The sequence below is a fragment of the Brachybacterium paraconglomeratum genome (assembly GCF_039541415.1).
Classification (GTDB): Bacteria; Actinomycetota; Actinomycetes; order Actinomycetales; family Dermabacteraceae; genus Brachybacterium; species Brachybacterium paraconglomeratum_A.
The window spans coordinates 461,111-478,218 of the sequence record NZ_BAABGE010000007.1 but is presented as its reverse complement, the minus strand read 5'-3'; the positions used below and the strand labels follow the sequence as shown (position 1 = coordinate 478,218).

Sequence of the window (17,108 nt, the reverse complement as noted above, 5' to 3'; positions counted from 1 at the left end):
GCCGCGGTGCCTTCCCCGCCACCGCTCACGGCGAGATCGCAAGCAGCTCACCGGCGGGGGTCTCGAGCCGGTAGGGCCCGTGGCCGGTGGCGGGGATCACCACGCGGCGACCATGCAGGAGCTGGGACCGGCCCTCGAGGTCCTTCAGCACGGTCCCGTCGGCGTCGAGAGCGATCAGTTCGTCCTCCCGCCGCACCAGTGCCGGGGCATCCTGCGTGGGCAGCATGGTCAGTGCGGTGCGCCCGGCCCGTGCCGCCTCGAGGATGGCGCGGGGAGAGTTCTCCTCCGCCGCCACCCAGGTGGTGGGGGTGCCGGGGAGATAGCCGTGCCGAGGATGGTGGTAGTCGCTGCCGCCCAGCAGGACGGTCTGCTGCGGCCACTGCGCCATGAGCGCCCAGGGTGCGGTGTCCGTGCGGTGGAGGAACCAGCTGACGTGCCAGAGCTCCAGAGCAGGCGGCAGCGGGTCCAGCAGGTGCCCCCAGGAGGTGTCCTCGACCAGCGGGTGGTTGATGCTGAGCAGTCCGCCCTGGCGTGCCACGTCGGTGCGCCAGTGGGAGGGTTCGCGCCGGAAGTCGACCCAGGGGATCTCGCCGAAGGCATTGGCGTGGCCCTGGGGTGTGGTGACCTCCTGGCCGGGGAGCAGCGAGATCCCGTGGCGGGCCCCGACACCGGCGAGGTGCGGGAGATGGGAGACCGTGTTGTGCTCGGTGACGGCGAGGAAGTCGAGCCCGTGACCGGCCGCGAGCCCGGCCAGCTCGTCGAGGGACTGCTCGCCATCGGAGTGCGTGGAATGGCTGTGGAAGTCCCCGGCCAGCCAGACCAGGCCCGGCGCCGCCGGCAGCCCGCGAGCGCTCGCCCGGAGTCTGGAGCGGTGGGGGCGGGCGAGCAGCTCAGGCGGGAGCGGGGAGCGGGAGGGAAGATGGATCTCGACCGAGACGGGCAGTGGACGCTCGGGCATCCGGTACAGGCCGAGCTGGACGTCCCAGCGGCCCGGCTCTGGAGCACCGGGCAGATATCCGGGGGTGGCGTCCCCAGGCTGGATCACGAAGCTCTCGCGCGCCCCTCCGGACCAGCCGCGCCAGCCGGCGGGACCTTCGAGCCCGAGATCGATCGTGGCCGCCTTCCGGTCATGGACCAGGCGCACCTCCAGGCTCGTCGCGCCCGCCGGCACCTCGAAGGGGACCGTGAGCAGTGGCGTGGCCTGCTGGTGCTCGCGCCCAAGCACGAGACGGTGGACGATCCGCTGCCCGCTCACCACTCCTCCACCAGTTCGATGTGCTCGGTGCGCAGGGCTTCCAGCCAGTGCGGGTCGCGCAGCAGCCGCGCCTCCCAGACGCGGAGGGGTGGGACCCCCGGCCCGCCCGCCGACGGGTGCAGGAAGAGCTCGCTGGTGCCTGCGGGGAGGCGGCGCAGCCCGTGGATCAGCTCGCTGCGCAGGGCCTCATAGCCGCCGGAGGTGGTGACGGTGCGCCGAGTGGTGAGGATCGCTGCCGGGAGCCGCACGCCGAGCGAGTCGGCGAGCTCGACCGCCTGTCGATGGCGCATCTGCGTCTCCGTGCGCAGATCTGCTCCCAGGTACAGCTGGGGATCGCGAGGAAACCGGAAGCCGAGCCGGTGCTCGGCGCACCACTCCAGGGCCAGCGGAAGCAGCGTCTCTCCCCCACGCAGGCCATAGAGCACTCCCGCGTGGGAGTCCGCCGAGCGCGGGGTCAGACCGGCCTCGTACATCCAGGCCAGCTGTGCATCCAGCTCTGCGCGAGCCTGACCGAGGTCGAGCAGGCGCTCCACCCGCCAGGCATCGACGAGCAGGGTCCCGCGCTCATCGCGGAGCGTCCTGCCCGCGCTGAGCGGCCGCCACTGGGAGGACATCTCGTCACTGTTGAGCGTGAGATGAAGCTGCACGGCGAACCCGCTGCGACGAAACCTGGCAGCGGCCCGCTCCGACTCTGCGGAGACCGGCATCAGCGTGCACCGGGTGATCGCCCCCTCCGCACGCAGGGCGTGGATCATCTCGGTCCCCGCCGCATCACGACCCAGATCATCCGCCGTGATCACCAGGCGCCGCGTCATGAGGTGCGCCCGGGGCGATCCTGACGCCGCGAGGCGGATCCCAGCGGTGCTGCCGAGTCGGGGCCCGGCTCCGGGACGTGGATGAAGCGCGAGGCGATGGCGCCGACCGCGCAGAGCAGCAGCGGGTACAGGCACAGGTACACCCGGAAGGCCTGTCCCGGCTGGGATCCTGGGGTCTCACCGGAGTAATACCCGAACAGGAGCCCGAGCGAGGCCAGAGTCACACCGGTGACTGCACCGTTGAGCCTGCCGAATGCTCCGAAGGCAGAGAGGAACAGTCCCTCTCGGTGGACCCCATGCCGGGCGGCGTCGAGGTCCAGCACTCTGGCGATGACCAGGTCGTTGGTCGCCATCATGCCGGACCATCCCAGGCCCAGCACGGCGCCTGCACCGAGCGCGGTCGGCAGCGAGCCGGCGAAGTACAGCAGCCCGAAGGAGGCCCCCAGCACCAGGAACGCGACCCGCCAGGCGCGCAGGGCACCGATCCGGGCGATCAGACGCAGCCAGAGCGGGAGCCCGCCTGCCGCCACCAGGATGACGATCCCCTGCAGCACGAAGGCGTAGGCGACGGGCAGCGCGAGGGTGTAGCGGACGTAGAGCTGCACGCCGGAGAGCAGTATGGCGAGGGCGATGCCGTAGCAGGCGCTGGTCAGCCCCACCGCCCAGAACAGCGGGCTCCTCAGGATCTCGAGAACGCCGGGGAGCAGCCGCGGTCGCTGCTGGCGAGCATGATCGGGGTTCTCTTTCACCCCGAGCGCCATCACGGAGATGACTGCCACGGCGAGCAGGCCATAGAGCAGCGCGGTGAGCTGGAAACCGCCGGTGGTCTCCTCGGTCCCCAGGATCGAGGTGGTCAGCACCGGGGTGAGCGCGAGGGAGATGATCATCGCGATCAGCTGGAAACCCTGCCGCAGCGCGTTGGCGAGGCCGCGCCGCCGCTCGGTCGGGAAGAGCTCGGGCAGCAATGCACCGTAGTTCGCGTTCAGCAGGGAATCGAACAGCTCGCAGAGGATCGCGAAGACCGCGAACCAGAGCACCAGCGAGATTCCGTCGAGGTGTGAGGGCGGGCTGAACAGGGCGATCATCGATGCGGCCAGCAGTGGTGCGCCGATCAGCAACCAGGGCCGACGGCGGCCGAAACGGGTGCGGGTGCGATCCGAGAGATAGCCGAGGACCGGGTTGTCGATCGCGTCGATCACCGCGTAGATGATCATCACGATCGCGTAGGCCCGCACGTCCATTCCCAGGATGTCCACGTAGAAGAGCACGATCGAGCTCTTGATCATGGTGATCGGGATGGAGGTGCCGAACATGCCCAGTGCGTACCGCCACGGCGGGGTGCGCTCCGCCTGCGCCAGGGAGGTGGGTGGCGGGGCCTCAGGCGATGCTGGCACGACAGGTCCTCACCTCGGCGGATGTCGCTCGCATCGTAGCCGCGCGGAGCTCCCGCCGCCGGGGAATCGGGAATGCGAAGAGCCCCGCTCCACATTGTGGAGCAGGGCTCTTCCTGAGTGTCCGGAGGGGGACTTGAACCCCCACGCCCGATAAAGGGCACTAGCACCTCAAGCTAGCGCGTCTACCAATTCCGCCACCCGGACAGGTGATCGCCGTAGCGACTAGAGCAGATTAGCACGCAGTCGAGGATGGTTCGCACCCGAAAGCGGCACTGCCAGGGGGAACGTGAAGACAATCACGCCGGAGCGGCGATGCGGCCTTCCGCCATCAGGCCGTGCAGCAGAGCCAGGGCCGCCTCGACCCGCACCGACAGCACCCCGCCGGAGTCTGGAAGTCGTGCGGCGAGGTCCTGGAGGGCGGCGGCGCAGAGCACGGTCATCGTCGGATCTGGAGCATCCAGCAGCTCCGGGGGCCACTCCCCCATGGCGCCCAGCAGCGCGGAGAGCTCCTCTGTGGCAGCGCGGCGCCTCGGGGTGAGCAGCTCCACCCGGGCTCGGGCCGCGAGCGCCGTGCAGAGCCTCAGCATCGCGACCGACGACTCGGCGTCGATGCGGTCACGGAGCGGCTCCGCGAGAACCTCACGGCGATCACCGTTCGACAGCCCTGGGGCGATCTGGGCTGCGCCCTCGATCCATTCGCCCGCTTCGCGCTCCAGCTCCATGGGTCACTTCCCTCGCGCTCGACTCCCGGGCCTGGCGGCCCACTGCCTCCCCACCGACTTTACCGTTGCTTTACCCGCGACGACAAGAGCCTTTACCTACCGGTTGACGGCACCCGCGGAGGCCGCGGGGCCTGCTGAGGCCGCGCAGGGAATTTCGCGCGCCAGGAGGGCAGGGCTGAGGCTTTCGGGCCGCGTCAGCGCCGGGCCAGCTCCGTGCGCGCCGCGGCGAGCATCTCGGACACCGGCGCGGCAGGCACCCCCAGCATGGAGCGGACCTGCATGTCAGCCTGGTGCGCGAGCATCTCGAGTCCGTCCGCGACCTCGCCTCCGGCTCGCTGGATCACCTCGGCGATCGGCGCCGGCCAGGGGTCATAGAGCACATCCAGCAGCACCTCGGGCACTGCGAGCCCGGGCCGGGCGCGCCACTGCTCGGCGACCGCCTGGGCACCGTCGATCGCCAATGCACTGACCACGACCTCGGCCGTGAGCACCTCATGGTGCTCTGCCCAGGGGACCTGCTGCGTGCTCATCCCACGGCTCGCGGCGAGCTCTTCCAGCGGAGCGAGCTTCTGCGGGCTGCGAGCGGAGAGAAGCACCCTGTGCACCCCGAGCTCGGCAAGTGCGGCGAGGGCGCTCAGCGCCGTGGCACCGGAGCCGAGCACAGCGCCGGTGAGCGGGCGGTCGGCGCCGTGGTCCCGCAGCGCGGCGACGATGCCGTGGACGTCATGGTTCTCTGCACGCCATCCCTGTCCCGTGCGGAGCAGGGTGTTGGAGATGCCGAGCTGGCGCGATGTCTCGTCGGCCTCGGTGCCCAGCGCGTAGGCCTCGGGCTTGCCCGGCATGGTGACGCTGAGACCCTGCAGACCCCGCCCGGGCCCGTCACGGAGGAATGCCGCGAGCTCTCCCGAACGCACCTGATGGCGTTCATAGACGGCGTCCGTCATGCCGAGCGCCTCATAGGCGGTGAGATGCAGGATCGGCGAGAGGGAGTGCTCTACCGGAGAGCCGACGACGGCGAAACGGCGCGGGCTCATCCCTTCGCCTCTGACCAGTCCTGCCATTCCTTGACGTTCTTCTCGTGCTCGGCCCAGGTGTCCGCGAACTTCGTCTCCCCGGTATCGGTGTTCACGCTGACGAAGTAGAGCCAGGCTCCTTCGGGAGGCGCGTCCACCGCATCCAGGGCGTTGGACCCGGGTGCCGCGATCGGTCCGGGCGGCAGCCCCTCGTACTTGTATGTGTTGTAAGGGCTATCCGTGGCGCGCTCGGCATCGGTGGTCCCGACGCTGGCGGACTTCCCGGTCACGTAGTGAACGGTGGAGTCGAACTGGAGCTTCATCGGCGACCCCTTGGCCTCGCCCGCGCCTTCGAGTCGGTTCTCGATGGTCCGCACGACCTTGCCGTAGTCCTCAGGGTTGCGCACCTCCATCTCCGCGAGGGAGGCGATGGTCAGCGACTCATGCCACTGCTCCTGGGGGATGTCGCGAGCGGTCAGCTCGTTCTCCATCCGGTCCCACATCATCTGGATGACGTCCTCGGCGGTGGCGTCCTCGTTGATGTCGTAGCGACCGGGCCAGAGGTAGCCTTCGAGGGATTTCGCGGTGTTCTCGGGGATCCCGTAGCGGGTGTAGTCCTCGGCCGCCGCGGTGAACTCCTCCACCGGGATGTCGGTCTCCGCGGCCAGCTGCTCCCAGATCTGGGTGAGCCGCTTCCCTTCGGGGATGATCACGCGTTGGCCCGCGAGGTTCGAGGGGTCCAGCAGTGCCTGCAGCGCGTCCGAGGAGGTCATCTCCTGCTTGAGCCGGTAGATGCCGGGCTCGATGCGGGCGGCCTCGGGGGTGTTGGAGAAGACGGTGACGAACGGACCGGTGCTCTTGATCACGCCCATCTCCACGAGCGTCCCGGCGATGTCGGTGCCGGTGTCGCCTTCGGCCACCTCCACCACTGCCTCGCCGCTGCCGGGGCCGGGATAGTCCGCGGCCTCCTGCTCGACGTTGACGTTGGACGTGACCCAGCGATATCCCTGGACCCCGCCGACGATGAGGCCGCCCACCACCAGCAGGACCAGCAGCACCGGCAGCACGCCGCGGAGGAATCCGCCACGGCGACGCGGCCGCTGGGGACCCCTGCGACGACCATGCGCCGCACCTGGTCCTGCCGCTGCGGGCTCTTCGCCGTGAGAATCCGCCAGGTCGTCGAAGGAGAGCTCCTCGTTGTTCACCGGGTGTCCTCCTCGGTCGATGGCGGGGTGACGGTGGGCTGCACCCACTCGCCGGTGCGCGCTGCAGTGGACCGTTCGATATCCAGCGCCTGCTGGAGGATCATCACGGCGGCCACCTGGTCGACCACCTGACGGTGCTTCCGACTCTTCCGGCCGGAGCTGTGCAGCGCCTTGTGCGCCGAGACGGTCGTCAGCCGTTCATCGATGAGCCTGACTTCGATGTCCGGTGAGCCTGCAGCGAGCTCCACGGCGAACGTGCGCGCCTTCTGCGCTGCGACGCCTTCGGTGCCGTTCAACGACCGTGGAAGCCCCACCATGATGACATGAGCATCGAGCTCTTCGGCTTCGGCCAGGACCCGCGCCACCGCCGTGTCGCGGGCAAGGGTCTCGACCGGGGTCGCGATCATCCCATCGAGGTCACTGCGGGCCAGGCCTACCCGCACGTCCCCGACATCGACTCCGAGCCGTACCCCACGGGGCAACGACGGCGGCTGCTGCGGCTCCTCACCGGCGCCCTGGCTCATGCCTTCTGAATCGCTTCGATCGCCGAGTGCACCGCGGCCAGTGCCGCAGGCACCTGAGCGGGTTCGCCGCCGCCGCCCTGCGCCATGTCCGGCTTGCCGCCACCTCGACCACCCATCGCCTCGGAGGCGGTGCGGAGCAGCGCACCCGCGGCAAGACCGCGTTCCCGCGCGGCGGCGTTGGTGGCGATCACGAGGGCCGCCTTGCCGTTCTCGTGGCCGGCGACCGCGACGGTGACCGGCGAATCCTCGCCGAGCCGGGCGCGAAGATCGAGGGCGAGGGTGCGCAGGTCTCCTGCGGCAACGCCTTCGCCGGTGTCATGCGTCAGCACTCGGACCCCGGCGACCTCGATCGTGGAGTCGACGAGCCTTCCAGCTTCGGCCTGCAGCTGCTGTCCGCGCAGCGCCGCGAGCTGCTTCTCCATGTCCTTCATCCGCTGGGTCAGCGAGCGCACCCGCTCGGGCAGCTCGTCCGCGGCGCCGACCTTCAGCAGTTCGGAGAGCTGGGAGACCAGTGCATGCTCCTTGGCCTGGTGGCGGTAGGCGGAGAGTCCCACCAGCGCGTCGACGCGTCGCACCCCGCTGCCGATGGACGCCTCACCCATCAGCTGCACGGTGCCGATCGCGCCGGTGCTGGAGACGTGGGTGCCGCCGCACAGCTCACGCGACCAGTCACCACCGATGGAGACCACTCGCACGACCTCGCCGTACTTCTCGCCGAACAGCGCCTGCGCGCCGAGCGCCTTGGCCTCGTCCAGGGACATCTGCTGGTCGGTGACGGTCAGCTCGTCCTGCAGCAGCGTGTTGACGCGACCCTCGATCTGCTCGAGCACCGACTTCGGGACGGCCTGCCCGTAGCGGAAGTCGAAGCGCATCCGACCCGGGGAGTTCTCGGAGCCGGCCTGGGTGGCGTGGTGACCGAGCTCTTCACGGAGGGACTCATGGACCATGTGGGTGGCGGTGTGGGCGCGCGCGATCGCGCCGCGTCGCTCGCCGTCGATCGTCGCGATCGCCGAGGCGCCCTGCGCCACGGTGCCCTCGACCAGGCGTCCGCGATGGACGATCAGTCCGCGCACGGGCTTCTGCACGTCGTCGACCTCGATCAGACCGCCGCCGGTCAGGGCGATGCGGCCCTGATCGGCGAGCTGGCCGCCGGACTCGGCATAGAAGGGGGTGGAGGCGAGGACGACCTCGACCTGGGCCGGAGCCTCGACAGCCGTGACCAGCTTCCCGTCCACCAGCACCGACTCGACCGTGGTGGCGACGGTGTCCTCGGTGTATCCCAGGAAGGTCACCTCGCCGCCGCGCTCGGTGAGCAGTCGGTTGTAGATCGCGGTGTCGGTGTGTCCGGACTTCTTCGCGGCGGCGTCGGCCCGCGCGCGTTCGCGCTGCTCCTGCATCGCTCCGCGGAAGGCGTCGGCGTCGACCTGGAGTCCGACTTCCTGCGCCATCTCCATGGTGAGGTCGATGGGGAAGCCGTAGGTGTCATGGAGGCGGAAGGCGTCATCGCCGGCCATGACTCGGCCGCCGCCCTTCTTCACCTCGCCCGCGAGCTGCTCGAAGATGGAGGTACCAGTCTCCAGGGTGCGACGGAACGCTTCTTCTTCGGCGTAGACGATCTCGCTGATGCGCGCGAAGTCCGCCTCGAGCTCGGGATAGGACTCGACCATGAGGGCCTTCGAGATCGGCAGCAGCGCGATCATCGAGGGCTGTGAGTATCCCAGCAGCCGCATCGAGCGCACGGCGCGCCGGATCAGGCGGCGCAGCACGTAGCCGCGCCCTTCATTGCCCGGGCGCACCCCGTCGGACACCAGCATCAGCGCGCTGCGCACATGATCGCCGATGATGCGCAGGTGGACGTCATCGTCGCCGTCCGCGCCGTAGGCACGGCCCGAGAGCTCCTGGGCCTTCTCGATGACCGGGAAGATCTCGTCGATCTCGTACATGTTCTGCTTGCCCTGGAGCAGGTAGGCGACCCGCTCGACGCCGAGACCGGTGTCGATCGACTTCTGGTCCAGCTCGCCGAGGAGGGGGTAGTCCTTGCCCTTGCCCTCGCCGCGCAGGTACTGGTCGAAGACCAGGTTCCAGATCTCGATGTAGCGGTCCTCGCCCTTCTCATCCCCGGGCCATTCGGGGACGGTGCCGGTGACGGCATCGGGTCCGTATTCCGCACCGCGGTCGTAGTGCCATTCGCCGCACGGGCCAGCGGGCCCGGGCTGGCCGGTGTCCCAGAAGATCTCTTCCCGCGGCAGGCGCACGACGCGCTGCGGGTCCAGGCCCACGACCTCCGTGACGTGACGGTAGGACTCCTCGTCCTGCTCCCACAGGGTGAACCAGAGGCGCTCGGGGTCGAAACCGAAGCCGCCGTCCTCCTGGGACGTGGTCAGCAGCTCCCAGGAGAGGTCGATCGCTCCGGTCTTGAAGTAGTCGCCGAAGGAGAAGTTTCCGGCCATCTGGAAGAACGTTCCGTGGCGGGTGGTGCGGCCGACGTTCTCGATGTCATTGGTGCGAATGCACTTCTGGACGCTCGCCGCGCGGGGGTACGGCGCCTTCTCCGTCCCCACGATGTAGGGGATGAAGGGGACCATGCCGGCGATCGTGAACAGGATCGACGGGTCGGAGGACACCAGCGAGCTGCTGGGCACGATCTCGTGGTTCTTCTTCGCGAAGAAATCGAGCCAGCGATGACGGATCTCGGAGGTGCGCATGGTCGTGAGGTGTCCTTCCTGGAACAGCCGGGGTGGGCCCGCTCGGCGGGCGAAGTGCATCGACGGACACGAAGGCCCCGGTCAGGGTACCGGAGTACACCCGCCGGGGCCTGTCGCGCCGCGGTGAAGAAAGGTCAGCGAGCGTAGTACTCCACGACCATCTGGACCTCACAGGTCACGGGGACCTCAACGCGCTTGGGGCGGGCGACGAGCTGGGCCTTCAGCTCGGGAAGCTCGACCGTGAGGTACGAGGGGGTCTTGGCCAGGACGTCGGAGTTGCCGCCCTCGGCTGCGATCTGGAACGACTCCATCGCCTGCGACTTGGGCTTGACCTGAATGGTCTGGCCCGGGGAGACGCGGTACGAGGGACGGTCCACCAGCTTGCCGTCGACCAGGATGTGGCGGTGCACCACTGCCTGGCGGGCCTGGAGGGTGGTGCGGGCGAAGCCGGAGCGAAGGACGAGCGCATCCAGGCGCATCTCCAGCAGCTCGACCATGCTCTCACCCGTCAGACCGGGCTCCTTCTTGGCGTCCAGGTAGGCGCGGTGCATCTGCTTCTCGCGGATGCCGTACTGCGCGCGCAGACGCTGCTTCTCCTTGAGTCGCACGGCGTAGTCCGACTCGGTGCGGCGGCGAGCACGACCGTGCTCGCCCGGGGGGTACGGGCGCTTCTCGAAGTACTTGACAGACTTCGGGGTGAGCGGGAGCCCAAGGGCTCGAGAGAGGCGCGCCTGGCGGCGCGCACGGGTGACGTTGGTCACGAGGTATACCTCTTGTTCGCGTGTGTTGAATCCAGTCTTGCAGCCGCGGATTCAGCGACCCACATTACCGCAGCAAAGGCCCCAGGTCCACGACCGACGACGCTGGTCACGCCTTGCTTCCTGTGGAGTGCCTCACGCGAGCACCGGTCAGGCGCCGGAACTGCGAGGACGCGCTCGCCAGGAACACCCTCGGCGGGGCCTCACGGTCACGAGCGCAGGATCCGTCGCAGCGCCTCGACGCGGCCTCTGGTGCGCTCCTCGTTCCCATGTCCCTTGGGGTGGTAGTAGTCCACACCCACCAGGTCGTCGGGGGCGTACTGCTGTGCCACCACCCCGTGCGGGGCGTCATGCGCGTACTGGTACTCCACGCCGTGCCCGAGCTTCTTCGCCCCGGAGTAGTGCGCGTCGCGCAGGTGCGCGGGGATGCCCTGGCCCTTTCCGGCCCTCACGTCGGCGATCGCGGCATCGAGCGCCTGATAGGAGGCATTGGATTTGGGCGCGGTGGCGATGTGGACCACGGCCTGGGCCAGCGGGATCCGCCCTTCGGGCATGCCGAGCATCTGCACAGCCTGCATAGCGGCGACGGCGACCTGGAGGGCGCTCGGATCGGCCATGCCGACCTCTTCGCCCGCGGCGATCACCACCCGGCGTGCGATGAAGCGGGGGTCCTCCCCCGCCTCGATCATCCGTGCCAGATAGTGGAGGGCCGCGTCGACATCACTGCCACGCATCGATTTGATGAAGGCGCTGGTGACGTCATAGTGCTGGTCACCGGCCCGGTCGTAGCGCACGGCGGCCCGGTTGACGGCCTGGGCGAGCGTCGTGGCGTCGATCTCCCGCGATTCCTTCATCAGCGCCGCCGCCGCGGCCGCCTCGAGGGAGGTGAGGATCTTGCGGGCATCACCGCCGCCGAGCCGCAGCAGCGCCTCGCGCGCCTCGTCGGTCAAGGTCACGGAACCGGACAGGCCGCGCTCGTCCTCGAGCGCTCGGTCGACGAGTGCGTCGAGGTCCTCCTTCCCGAGCGACTCCAGGGTGAGCACGATCGAGCGGGACAGCAACGGCGAGATCACCGAGAAATACGGGTTCTCGGTGGTCGCGGCGATCAGCGTGACCCAGCGGTTCTCGACGCTCGGCAGCAGCGCGTCCTGCTGGGATTTGGAGAAGCGGTGCACCTCATCGACGAAGAGCACCGTCTCGCGTCCGATGGTGCGCAGCCGGGAGCGGGCCTGGTCCACGACCTCGCGGATGTCCTTGACTCCGGCGAGGACAGCCGAGACCTCGACGAACTCGCGGTCCCCGGACTGCGCGACGACGTAGGCGAGGGTGGTCTTGCCGGTGCCGGGCGGACCCCACAGGATCAGAGAGCTGGGCGCGGTGCGGGAATCGTCGGCCCCGACCAGGCGCCGCAGCGGGCTGCCGGGCTCGAGCGCGCTGTGCTGGCCCACGACTTCCTCGAGGGAGCGTGGTCGCATCCGCACCGCGAGCGGAGCGCGATGGTCGCGGTTGCGATCCGAGAGGGTGCGCGGCGCCGGTGCATCGCCGCTCAGCGAGAAGAGGTCCTCGTCCATCCCCCCAGCTTAGGCCGAGGTGCCGACGCGGGTGCGCCGGAGCTCAACGGCCGGTGCGCAGGAGCTCACCAATGTGGACCGAGTTCCCGCGCGAGGCGTCCGGGCCACGAGGGGCCTTCGTAGATCATCGCGGTGTACCCCTGGACCAGGTCTGCGCCGGCGTCGAGCCGGTCACGCACATCCTGCGCAGTGGTCACGCCGCCGCAGCTGATGATCACGGCGTCCTGCGGCAGGGTGGTGCGCAGCAGCTGCAGCACCTGCAGCGAGCGCTCGGTGAGCATCGGCCCGGAGAGACCGCCCGCACCGATCTGCTCGACCCTCGGGCGCGGTGTCACGAGCGAGTCCGGGCGGGCGATGGTGGTGTTGGTCGCGATCACACCGGCCAGCCCCACCTCGGCGGCGAGCTGGGCGACGGCACGCACGTCCCCGTCATGGAGGTCAGGGGCGATCTTCACCAGCACCGGCACGTCCCGCCGCAGCCGGATCTGCACGGCTGCGGCCTCTTCCGCGACTGCTTCGAGTATCGGGCGGAGCATCTCGACGCTCTGCAGATCCCGTAGCCCGGGGGTGTTCGGGCTGGAGACGTTGATGGCCAGATAGCTCGCATAGGGGGCGAGCAGGCGGGCGGAGAAGCGGTAGTCCTCGGCGGCGTCCTCCAGGGCTGTCACCTTGGACTTGCCGATGTTCACGCCGATCACGGCGCGCTGACCGCGCTCGGTGCGGCGTGCTCTGGCCAGGCGGTGGGCCAGGGCCTGGGCTCCGTGGTTGTTGAACCCCATGCGATTGATCAGGGCCCGGTCATCGATCAGCCGGAAGGAACGCGGCCGAGGGTTCCCGGGCTGCGCCTTGGCGGTGACGGTGCCCACCTCGACATGGCCGAAGCCGAGGTCGAGCAGGGCCAGCGACACTTCGCCGTCCTTGTCGAAGCCCGCGGCGAGGCCCAGCGGGCTGCGGTGCTCAGCGCCGAGCACCCGGCGGGTGGGTCCGGTGTCCTGCATCGGGTCTGCGCCGCCGAACAGGGTGCGCAGCAGCTGTGGGCCGCCCGGCAGGCGATGTGCACAGTCAAGGGCCCGCACCGTGAACCGATGCGCCTGTTCCGGATCGAGCCGGCTCAGCACGTGCCGGAAGAGCACGTCATAGGGCCCACGTCGAGGGGTGTCGTCATAGGTCACGGGGGATACCGTACGCGTTCCGGGGCGCTGCTCTCAGTCCGCAGGTCCCGAGCCCCGTGCTCGCGACATGTAGATCAGTGCGATCACGGGCAGCAGCAGCGGCACGAAGCCGTAGTCCTTGCCGTAGACACCCCAGACCGTGCCATCCGGGAACAGCGCCGGATCGAGCAGCGTGAGGGAGCCGACGATGACCACGCCCGCCAGCTCCGCGACGCACAGCATCCGGGCCACCGGTGAGCCTCGTCCGCGACGCACCAGGGCGATGGTGACGGCGATGTAGGTCACGGCGGCGAGCAGGGAGAGGCCGTACGCGACGGGGGCGAAGGAGAAGTCCCGCAGCACCTGCACCAGGCTGCGTGCGGTCGCCGACAGCGCGAAGATCCCGTACACCGCGATCAGCACGATCTCGAAGCCGCGCCCGGCGCTGCGGGGACGGTCCAGGCGCGAGGGGCGGGGACTGCTGCGGTGGGTCACGTTCTTCCTGTCCTTCACGTTCATGCGAATCCTCCCGGCCAGATCTGTTCGAGCCGCATCAGCAGCACGATGGAGACCGCCGCGCAGATCGCGATGACGAGACTCCCCCAGCGGCTGCGTTCGAACAGTCCTACCCAGCCCCCTCCGATGGTCATCAGCAGCGCCGTGGCGAGGTAGCCGTAGAGAGTGACCCGCTCCGGCGGATTCCCGCCGGCGAGGTCTTTCAGTCCCAGCGCGACTCCCAGCACGGCCCAGGCCGCAGCTGCCAGCGCGCAGGCGCCCAGCAGCACCAGATCCGCGCTCAGGTCGCGCGCTGCGTAGTAGATCCCGAGCAGGGCGGTCAGCCCGCCCAGCACCACGACCACGATGCTCAGCACCGTCATCTTCTTCTCCGCCCTCCTCCGTGGGAGGCCGACATCGCGTCCGGCCCGCCCCTACGATAGAGCCATGCCCACCATCACCATCACCGATGCATCTCTGCGCGACGTCACTGCGGACGTCCTCATCCTCCCGCTCCTCGCGGGCGCCGACGGCGCCCCCTCGACCGTGCCCGGCGCACCGGAGATCTCCGAGGCCATCGCCGGTCTCGACGCGTCCGCCGCGCGCGGCGATCTCCACCGGATCCCCTCCTACGGGCTGGCCTCTGCGGGCTCACTGCTCCTGGTCGGCGTCGGTGACGAGGATCTCGCCAAGGTCGAGGACGAAGACCTCCGGCTCGCGTTCGGCGCGGCCACCCGTTCGCTCGCCGGGGTGGAGCACGCCGCGATCGCCGTGCCCACCGCCACCACGGAGCAGCGCGCCGCTGCTCTGGAGGGTGCCGCCCTCGGCGCCTACACCTTCGTCACCTACAAGACCGGTACCGGTTCCGGCGCACCGAAGGCCGCCCTCGCGTCACTCACCCTGGCCGCCGAGGGAGACGCCGACGCCGCCCAGACCGCGGTCAACCGGTCCGGCGTGCTCGCCGAGATCCTCGCCATCGTGCGCGACCTCGTCAACACTCCCCCGAACCTGCTCCACCCCGCCGAGTTCGCCCGTCGCGCCGAGGAGCTCGTCGCCGAGCTGCCGATCACGGTGACGGTGCTGGACGAGAAGCAGCTCGCCGAGGGCGGCTACGGCGGCATCGTCGGCGTCGGGCAGGGCTCGACCCGTCCGCCCCGTCTCGTCCGCCTGGAGTACGCCCCCGCAGGCGCCACCAGCTCGGTGGCCCTGGTGGGCAAGGGGATCACCTTCGACACCGGCGGCATCTCGCTCAAGCCCGCCGCCGGCATGGACGACATGACCTCCGATATGACCGGTGCGGCCACCGTGCTCGCAGCAGCCATCGGGGCAGCCCGCCTCGACCTCCAGGTCAAGGTCACCACCTACCTCGCCCTGGCCGAGAACATGCCCGGCGGCGGGGCGCAGCGCCCCGGTGACGTGGTCACCATGCGCAACGGGAAGACCGTCGAGGTCCTCAACACCGATGCCGAGGGGCGAATGGTGATGGCCGACGCCCTGGTCGACGCCGTCGCCGACAAGCCGGACCTCGTGGTCGACGTCGCCACCCTCACCGGTGCGGCAGTGGTGGCGCTGGGCAAGCGCACCGCAGGCGTGATGGGAACCTCCGCGGGCCGCGATCTGGTGATGGCCGCCTCTGAGGCCACGGGCGAGCCGTTCTGGCCCCTCCCCTTCCCCCGCGAGCTGCGCGCCGACCTCAACGGGCGCGTCGCCGATCTCCGCAATATCGGAGACCGACCGGGCGGTGCGCTCTCCGCCGGCATCTTCCTGGCCGAGTTCGTGGGTGACACCGAGTGGGCGCACCTGGACATCGCCGGCCCGGGCTACGCCTCCTCTCCCCAGGGCTACATGGGCAAGGGCGCCACCGGAATGAGCACCCGCACCGTGCTGCAGCTCCTCGCGGACGTCGCTTCCCGCCCCGCAGCGTGATGTGCACCGCACCGCAGCACTGAGAGATCACGCGAAGCAGTCTGCCCGGCGCCGCCTCGTGGCCTAGCATGGGACACGCAGGCGGCGCCGTCGGCCATCCAGGTCCGGGCGGGTCGCGGAGAGACGTATACACCGAGGAGCACACAGGTGGCGGAGACAACCACTGACCAGTTCGACGTCGTGATCCTGGGAGGTGGCAGCGGCGGCTATGCGGCCGCGCTGCGCGGAGCCCAGCTCGGCCAGAAGATCGCGCTGGTGGAGAAGGACAAGCTCGGTGGCACCTGCCTGCACCGAGGCTGCGTCCCGACCAAGGCGCTGCTGCACGTCGGCGAGCTCGCCGACGCCCCGTCCGAGGCGGCCGACGCCGGCGTCGACCTCACCCTGAACGGCATCGACGCCACCAAGGTGCTCGGGTTCAAGGACAAGATCATCGGTCGGCTCCACAAGGGCCTCCAGGGCCTGGTGAAGTCGCGCAAGGTCGACTACGTCGAAGGCTTCGGCACCCTCACGGGCCCGAACACCGTCTCGGTCGAGACCGAGTCCGGCACCCGCACTCTGACCGGCAAGAACATCATCCTGGCCTCCGGCTCGTACTCGAAGTCCCTTCCGGGTATCGATCTCGGGGGCCGCTTCCTGGACTCTGAGGCCGCCCTGCAGCTGCCCGAGATCCCGAAGAACCCCATCATCCTGGGCGGCGGCGTGATCGGCGTCGAGTTCGCTTCGATCTGGAAGTCGCTCGGCGCAGAGTCCGTGACGATTATCGAGGGCCTCCCCCACCTGGTCGCCAACGAGGACGAAGCACTGTCCAAGGCGCTCGAGCGCGCTTACAAGAAGCGCGGCATCAAGTTCTCCCTGGGCATCTTCACCGAGAAGGCCGAGCAGACCGAGTCCGGCGTGAAGGTCACCCTCGCCGACGGCAAGGTCTTCGAGGGCGACTACCTGCTGGTTGCTGTGGGCCGTGGCCCGAGCACCTCCGGCATGGGCTACGAGGAGCAGGGTATCGAGATGGATCGCGGCTTCGTGCTCGCGAACAAGGAGACCTTGGAGACCAACGTCCCCGGCGTCTACGCCGTGGGAGACATCGTGCCTGGCCTGCAGCTCGCCCACCGCGGCTTCGCCCAGGGCATCTTCGTGGCCGAGCGGATCGGTGGCCTGAACCCCGCACCGATCATCGAGTCCGGCATCGAGCGGATCACCTACTGCGAGCCCGAGCTCGGCTCCGTGGGCCTCTCCGAGAAGCAGGCCAAGGAGCAGCTGGGCGAGGACAAGGTCGAGGCCTACGAGTACAACCTCGGTGGCAACGGCAAGTCCCAGATCCTCGGCACCACCGGCTTCATCAAGCTCGTCCGCGAGAAGGATGGGCCCATCATCGGCGTCCACATGATCGGCTCGCGCACTTCCGAGCTGATGGGCGAGGCGCTGCTCATCGTCAACTGGGAGGCCTACCCCGAGGATGTCGCCTCCCTCATCCACGGCCACCCCTCGCAGCACGAGGCCATGGGTGAAGCTGCGCTCGCCCTCGCCGGCAAGCCGCTGCACGCCCACGCCTGAATCTTCCAGGAGGAGAAACCCCC

15 protein-coding genes and 1 tRNA gene are annotated in these 17,108 nt (G+C 69.5%); 2 read left to right on the top strand and 14 right to left on the bottom strand.

Annotated features, from left to right (window positions below; genetic code table 11):
• Positions 1-25 precede the first annotated feature (25 nt).
• The 14 genes from ABD893_RS11435 to ABD893_RS11370 form a co-directional block, all read right to left on the bottom strand.
• Positions 26-1,255, bottom strand: coding sequence for a CehA/McbA family metallohydrolase (locus ABD893_RS11435; protein WP_345079952.1), 1,230 nt, complete (start codon positions 1,253-1,255; stop codon positions 26-28).
• Positions 1,252-2,070 (bottom strand): ChbG/HpnK family deacetylase, encoded by an 819-nt coding sequence (locus ABD893_RS11430; protein ID WP_345079950.1) that lies wholly within the window; start codon positions 2,068-2,070, stop codon positions 1,252-1,254. Before ABD893_RS11430 ends, ABD893_RS11435 begins: the two co-directional genes overlap by 4 nt.
• Entirely contained in the window at positions 2,067-3,464 is a 1,398-nt protein-coding gene (locus tag ABD893_RS11425; RefSeq protein WP_345079948.1) for an MFS transporter, read from the bottom strand. Before ABD893_RS11425 ends, ABD893_RS11430 begins: the two co-directional genes overlap by 4 nt.
• A gap of 118 nt (positions 3,465-3,582) precedes the next feature.
• A tRNA-Leu gene (locus ABD893_RS11420) sits at positions 3,583-3,668 on the bottom strand.
• 92 nt (positions 3,669-3,760) lie between these two features.
• Positions 3,761-4,186 (bottom strand): hypothetical protein, encoded by a 426-nt coding sequence (locus ABD893_RS11415; protein ID WP_345079946.1) that lies wholly within the window; start codon positions 4,184-4,186, stop codon positions 3,761-3,763.
• A gap of 194 nt (positions 4,187-4,380) precedes the next feature.
• Positions 4,381-5,220: a shikimate dehydrogenase gene (locus ABD893_RS11410; protein WP_345079943.1), complete on the bottom strand. Its 840-nt coding sequence runs from the start codon at positions 5,218-5,220 to the stop codon at positions 4,381-4,383.
• Positions 5,217-6,404 (bottom strand): endolytic transglycosylase MltG, encoded by a 1,188-nt coding sequence (mltG, locus tag ABD893_RS11405; protein ID WP_345079940.1) that lies wholly within the window; start codon positions 6,402-6,404, stop codon positions 5,217-5,219. Before mltG ends, ABD893_RS11410 begins: the two co-directional genes overlap by 4 nt.
• A complete protein-coding gene (gene ruvX, locus ABD893_RS11400) occupies positions 6,401-6,928 on the bottom strand; it encodes a Holliday junction resolvase RuvX (protein ID WP_345079937.1) in 528 nt (175 codons plus the stop codon). Before ruvX ends, mltG begins: the two co-directional genes overlap by 4 nt.
• Positions 6,925-9,633: an alanine--tRNA ligase gene (gene alaS / locus ABD893_RS11395; protein WP_345079934.1), complete on the bottom strand. Its 2,709-nt coding sequence runs from the start codon at positions 9,631-9,633 to the stop codon at positions 6,925-6,927. The genes ruvX and alaS overlap by 4 nt, the downstream gene beginning before the upstream one ends.
• Positions 9,634-9,767: 134 nt before the next feature.
• Complete coding sequence (gene rpsD, locus ABD893_RS11390; protein WP_345079931.1) at positions 9,768-10,394, bottom strand: 30S ribosomal protein S4; 627 nt, start codon at positions 10,392-10,394, stop codon at positions 9,768-9,770.
• 206 nt (positions 10,395-10,600) lie between these two features.
• Positions 10,601-11,962, bottom strand: a complete 1,362-nt coding sequence (locus ABD893_RS11385) for a replication-associated recombination protein A (RefSeq protein WP_345079928.1) — start codon at positions 11,960-11,962, stop codon at positions 10,601-10,603.
• A 65-nt stretch (positions 11,963-12,027) separates the two neighbouring features.
• On the bottom strand, positions 12,028-13,134 hold the full coding sequence (locus tag ABD893_RS11380) for a quinone-dependent dihydroorotate dehydrogenase (protein ID WP_345079925.1): 1,107 nt from the start codon (positions 13,132-13,134) through the stop codon (positions 12,028-12,030).
• Between the two features lie 33 nt (positions 13,135-13,167).
• Positions 13,168-13,632 (bottom strand): hypothetical protein, encoded by a 465-nt coding sequence (locus ABD893_RS11375; protein WP_345079922.1) that lies wholly within the window; start codon positions 13,630-13,632, stop codon positions 13,168-13,170.
• The gene (locus ABD893_RS11370) at positions 13,629-13,991 is read right to left on the bottom strand and encodes a hypothetical protein (protein WP_345079919.1); all 363 of its coding nucleotides are present in this window, start codon (positions 13,989-13,991) and stop codon (positions 13,629-13,631) included. The genes ABD893_RS11375 and ABD893_RS11370 overlap by 4 nt, the downstream gene beginning before the upstream one ends.
• Positions 13,992-14,055: 64 nt before the next feature.
• Between ABD893_RS11370 and ABD893_RS11365 the strand changes: the two genes are divergently transcribed.
• Together ABD893_RS11365 and lpdA are read left to right on the top strand one after the other, a co-directional pair.
• Positions 14,056-15,534, top strand: a complete 1,479-nt coding sequence (locus ABD893_RS11365; RefSeq protein WP_345079916.1) for a leucyl aminopeptidase — start codon at positions 14,056-14,058, stop codon at positions 15,532-15,534.
• Between the two features lie 147 nt (positions 15,535-15,681).
• Complete coding sequence (gene lpdA / locus ABD893_RS11360; protein WP_345079913.1) at positions 15,682-17,085, top strand: dihydrolipoyl dehydrogenase; 1,404 nt, start codon at positions 15,682-15,684, stop codon at positions 17,083-17,085.
• Positions 17,086-17,108: the final 23 nt, after the last annotated feature.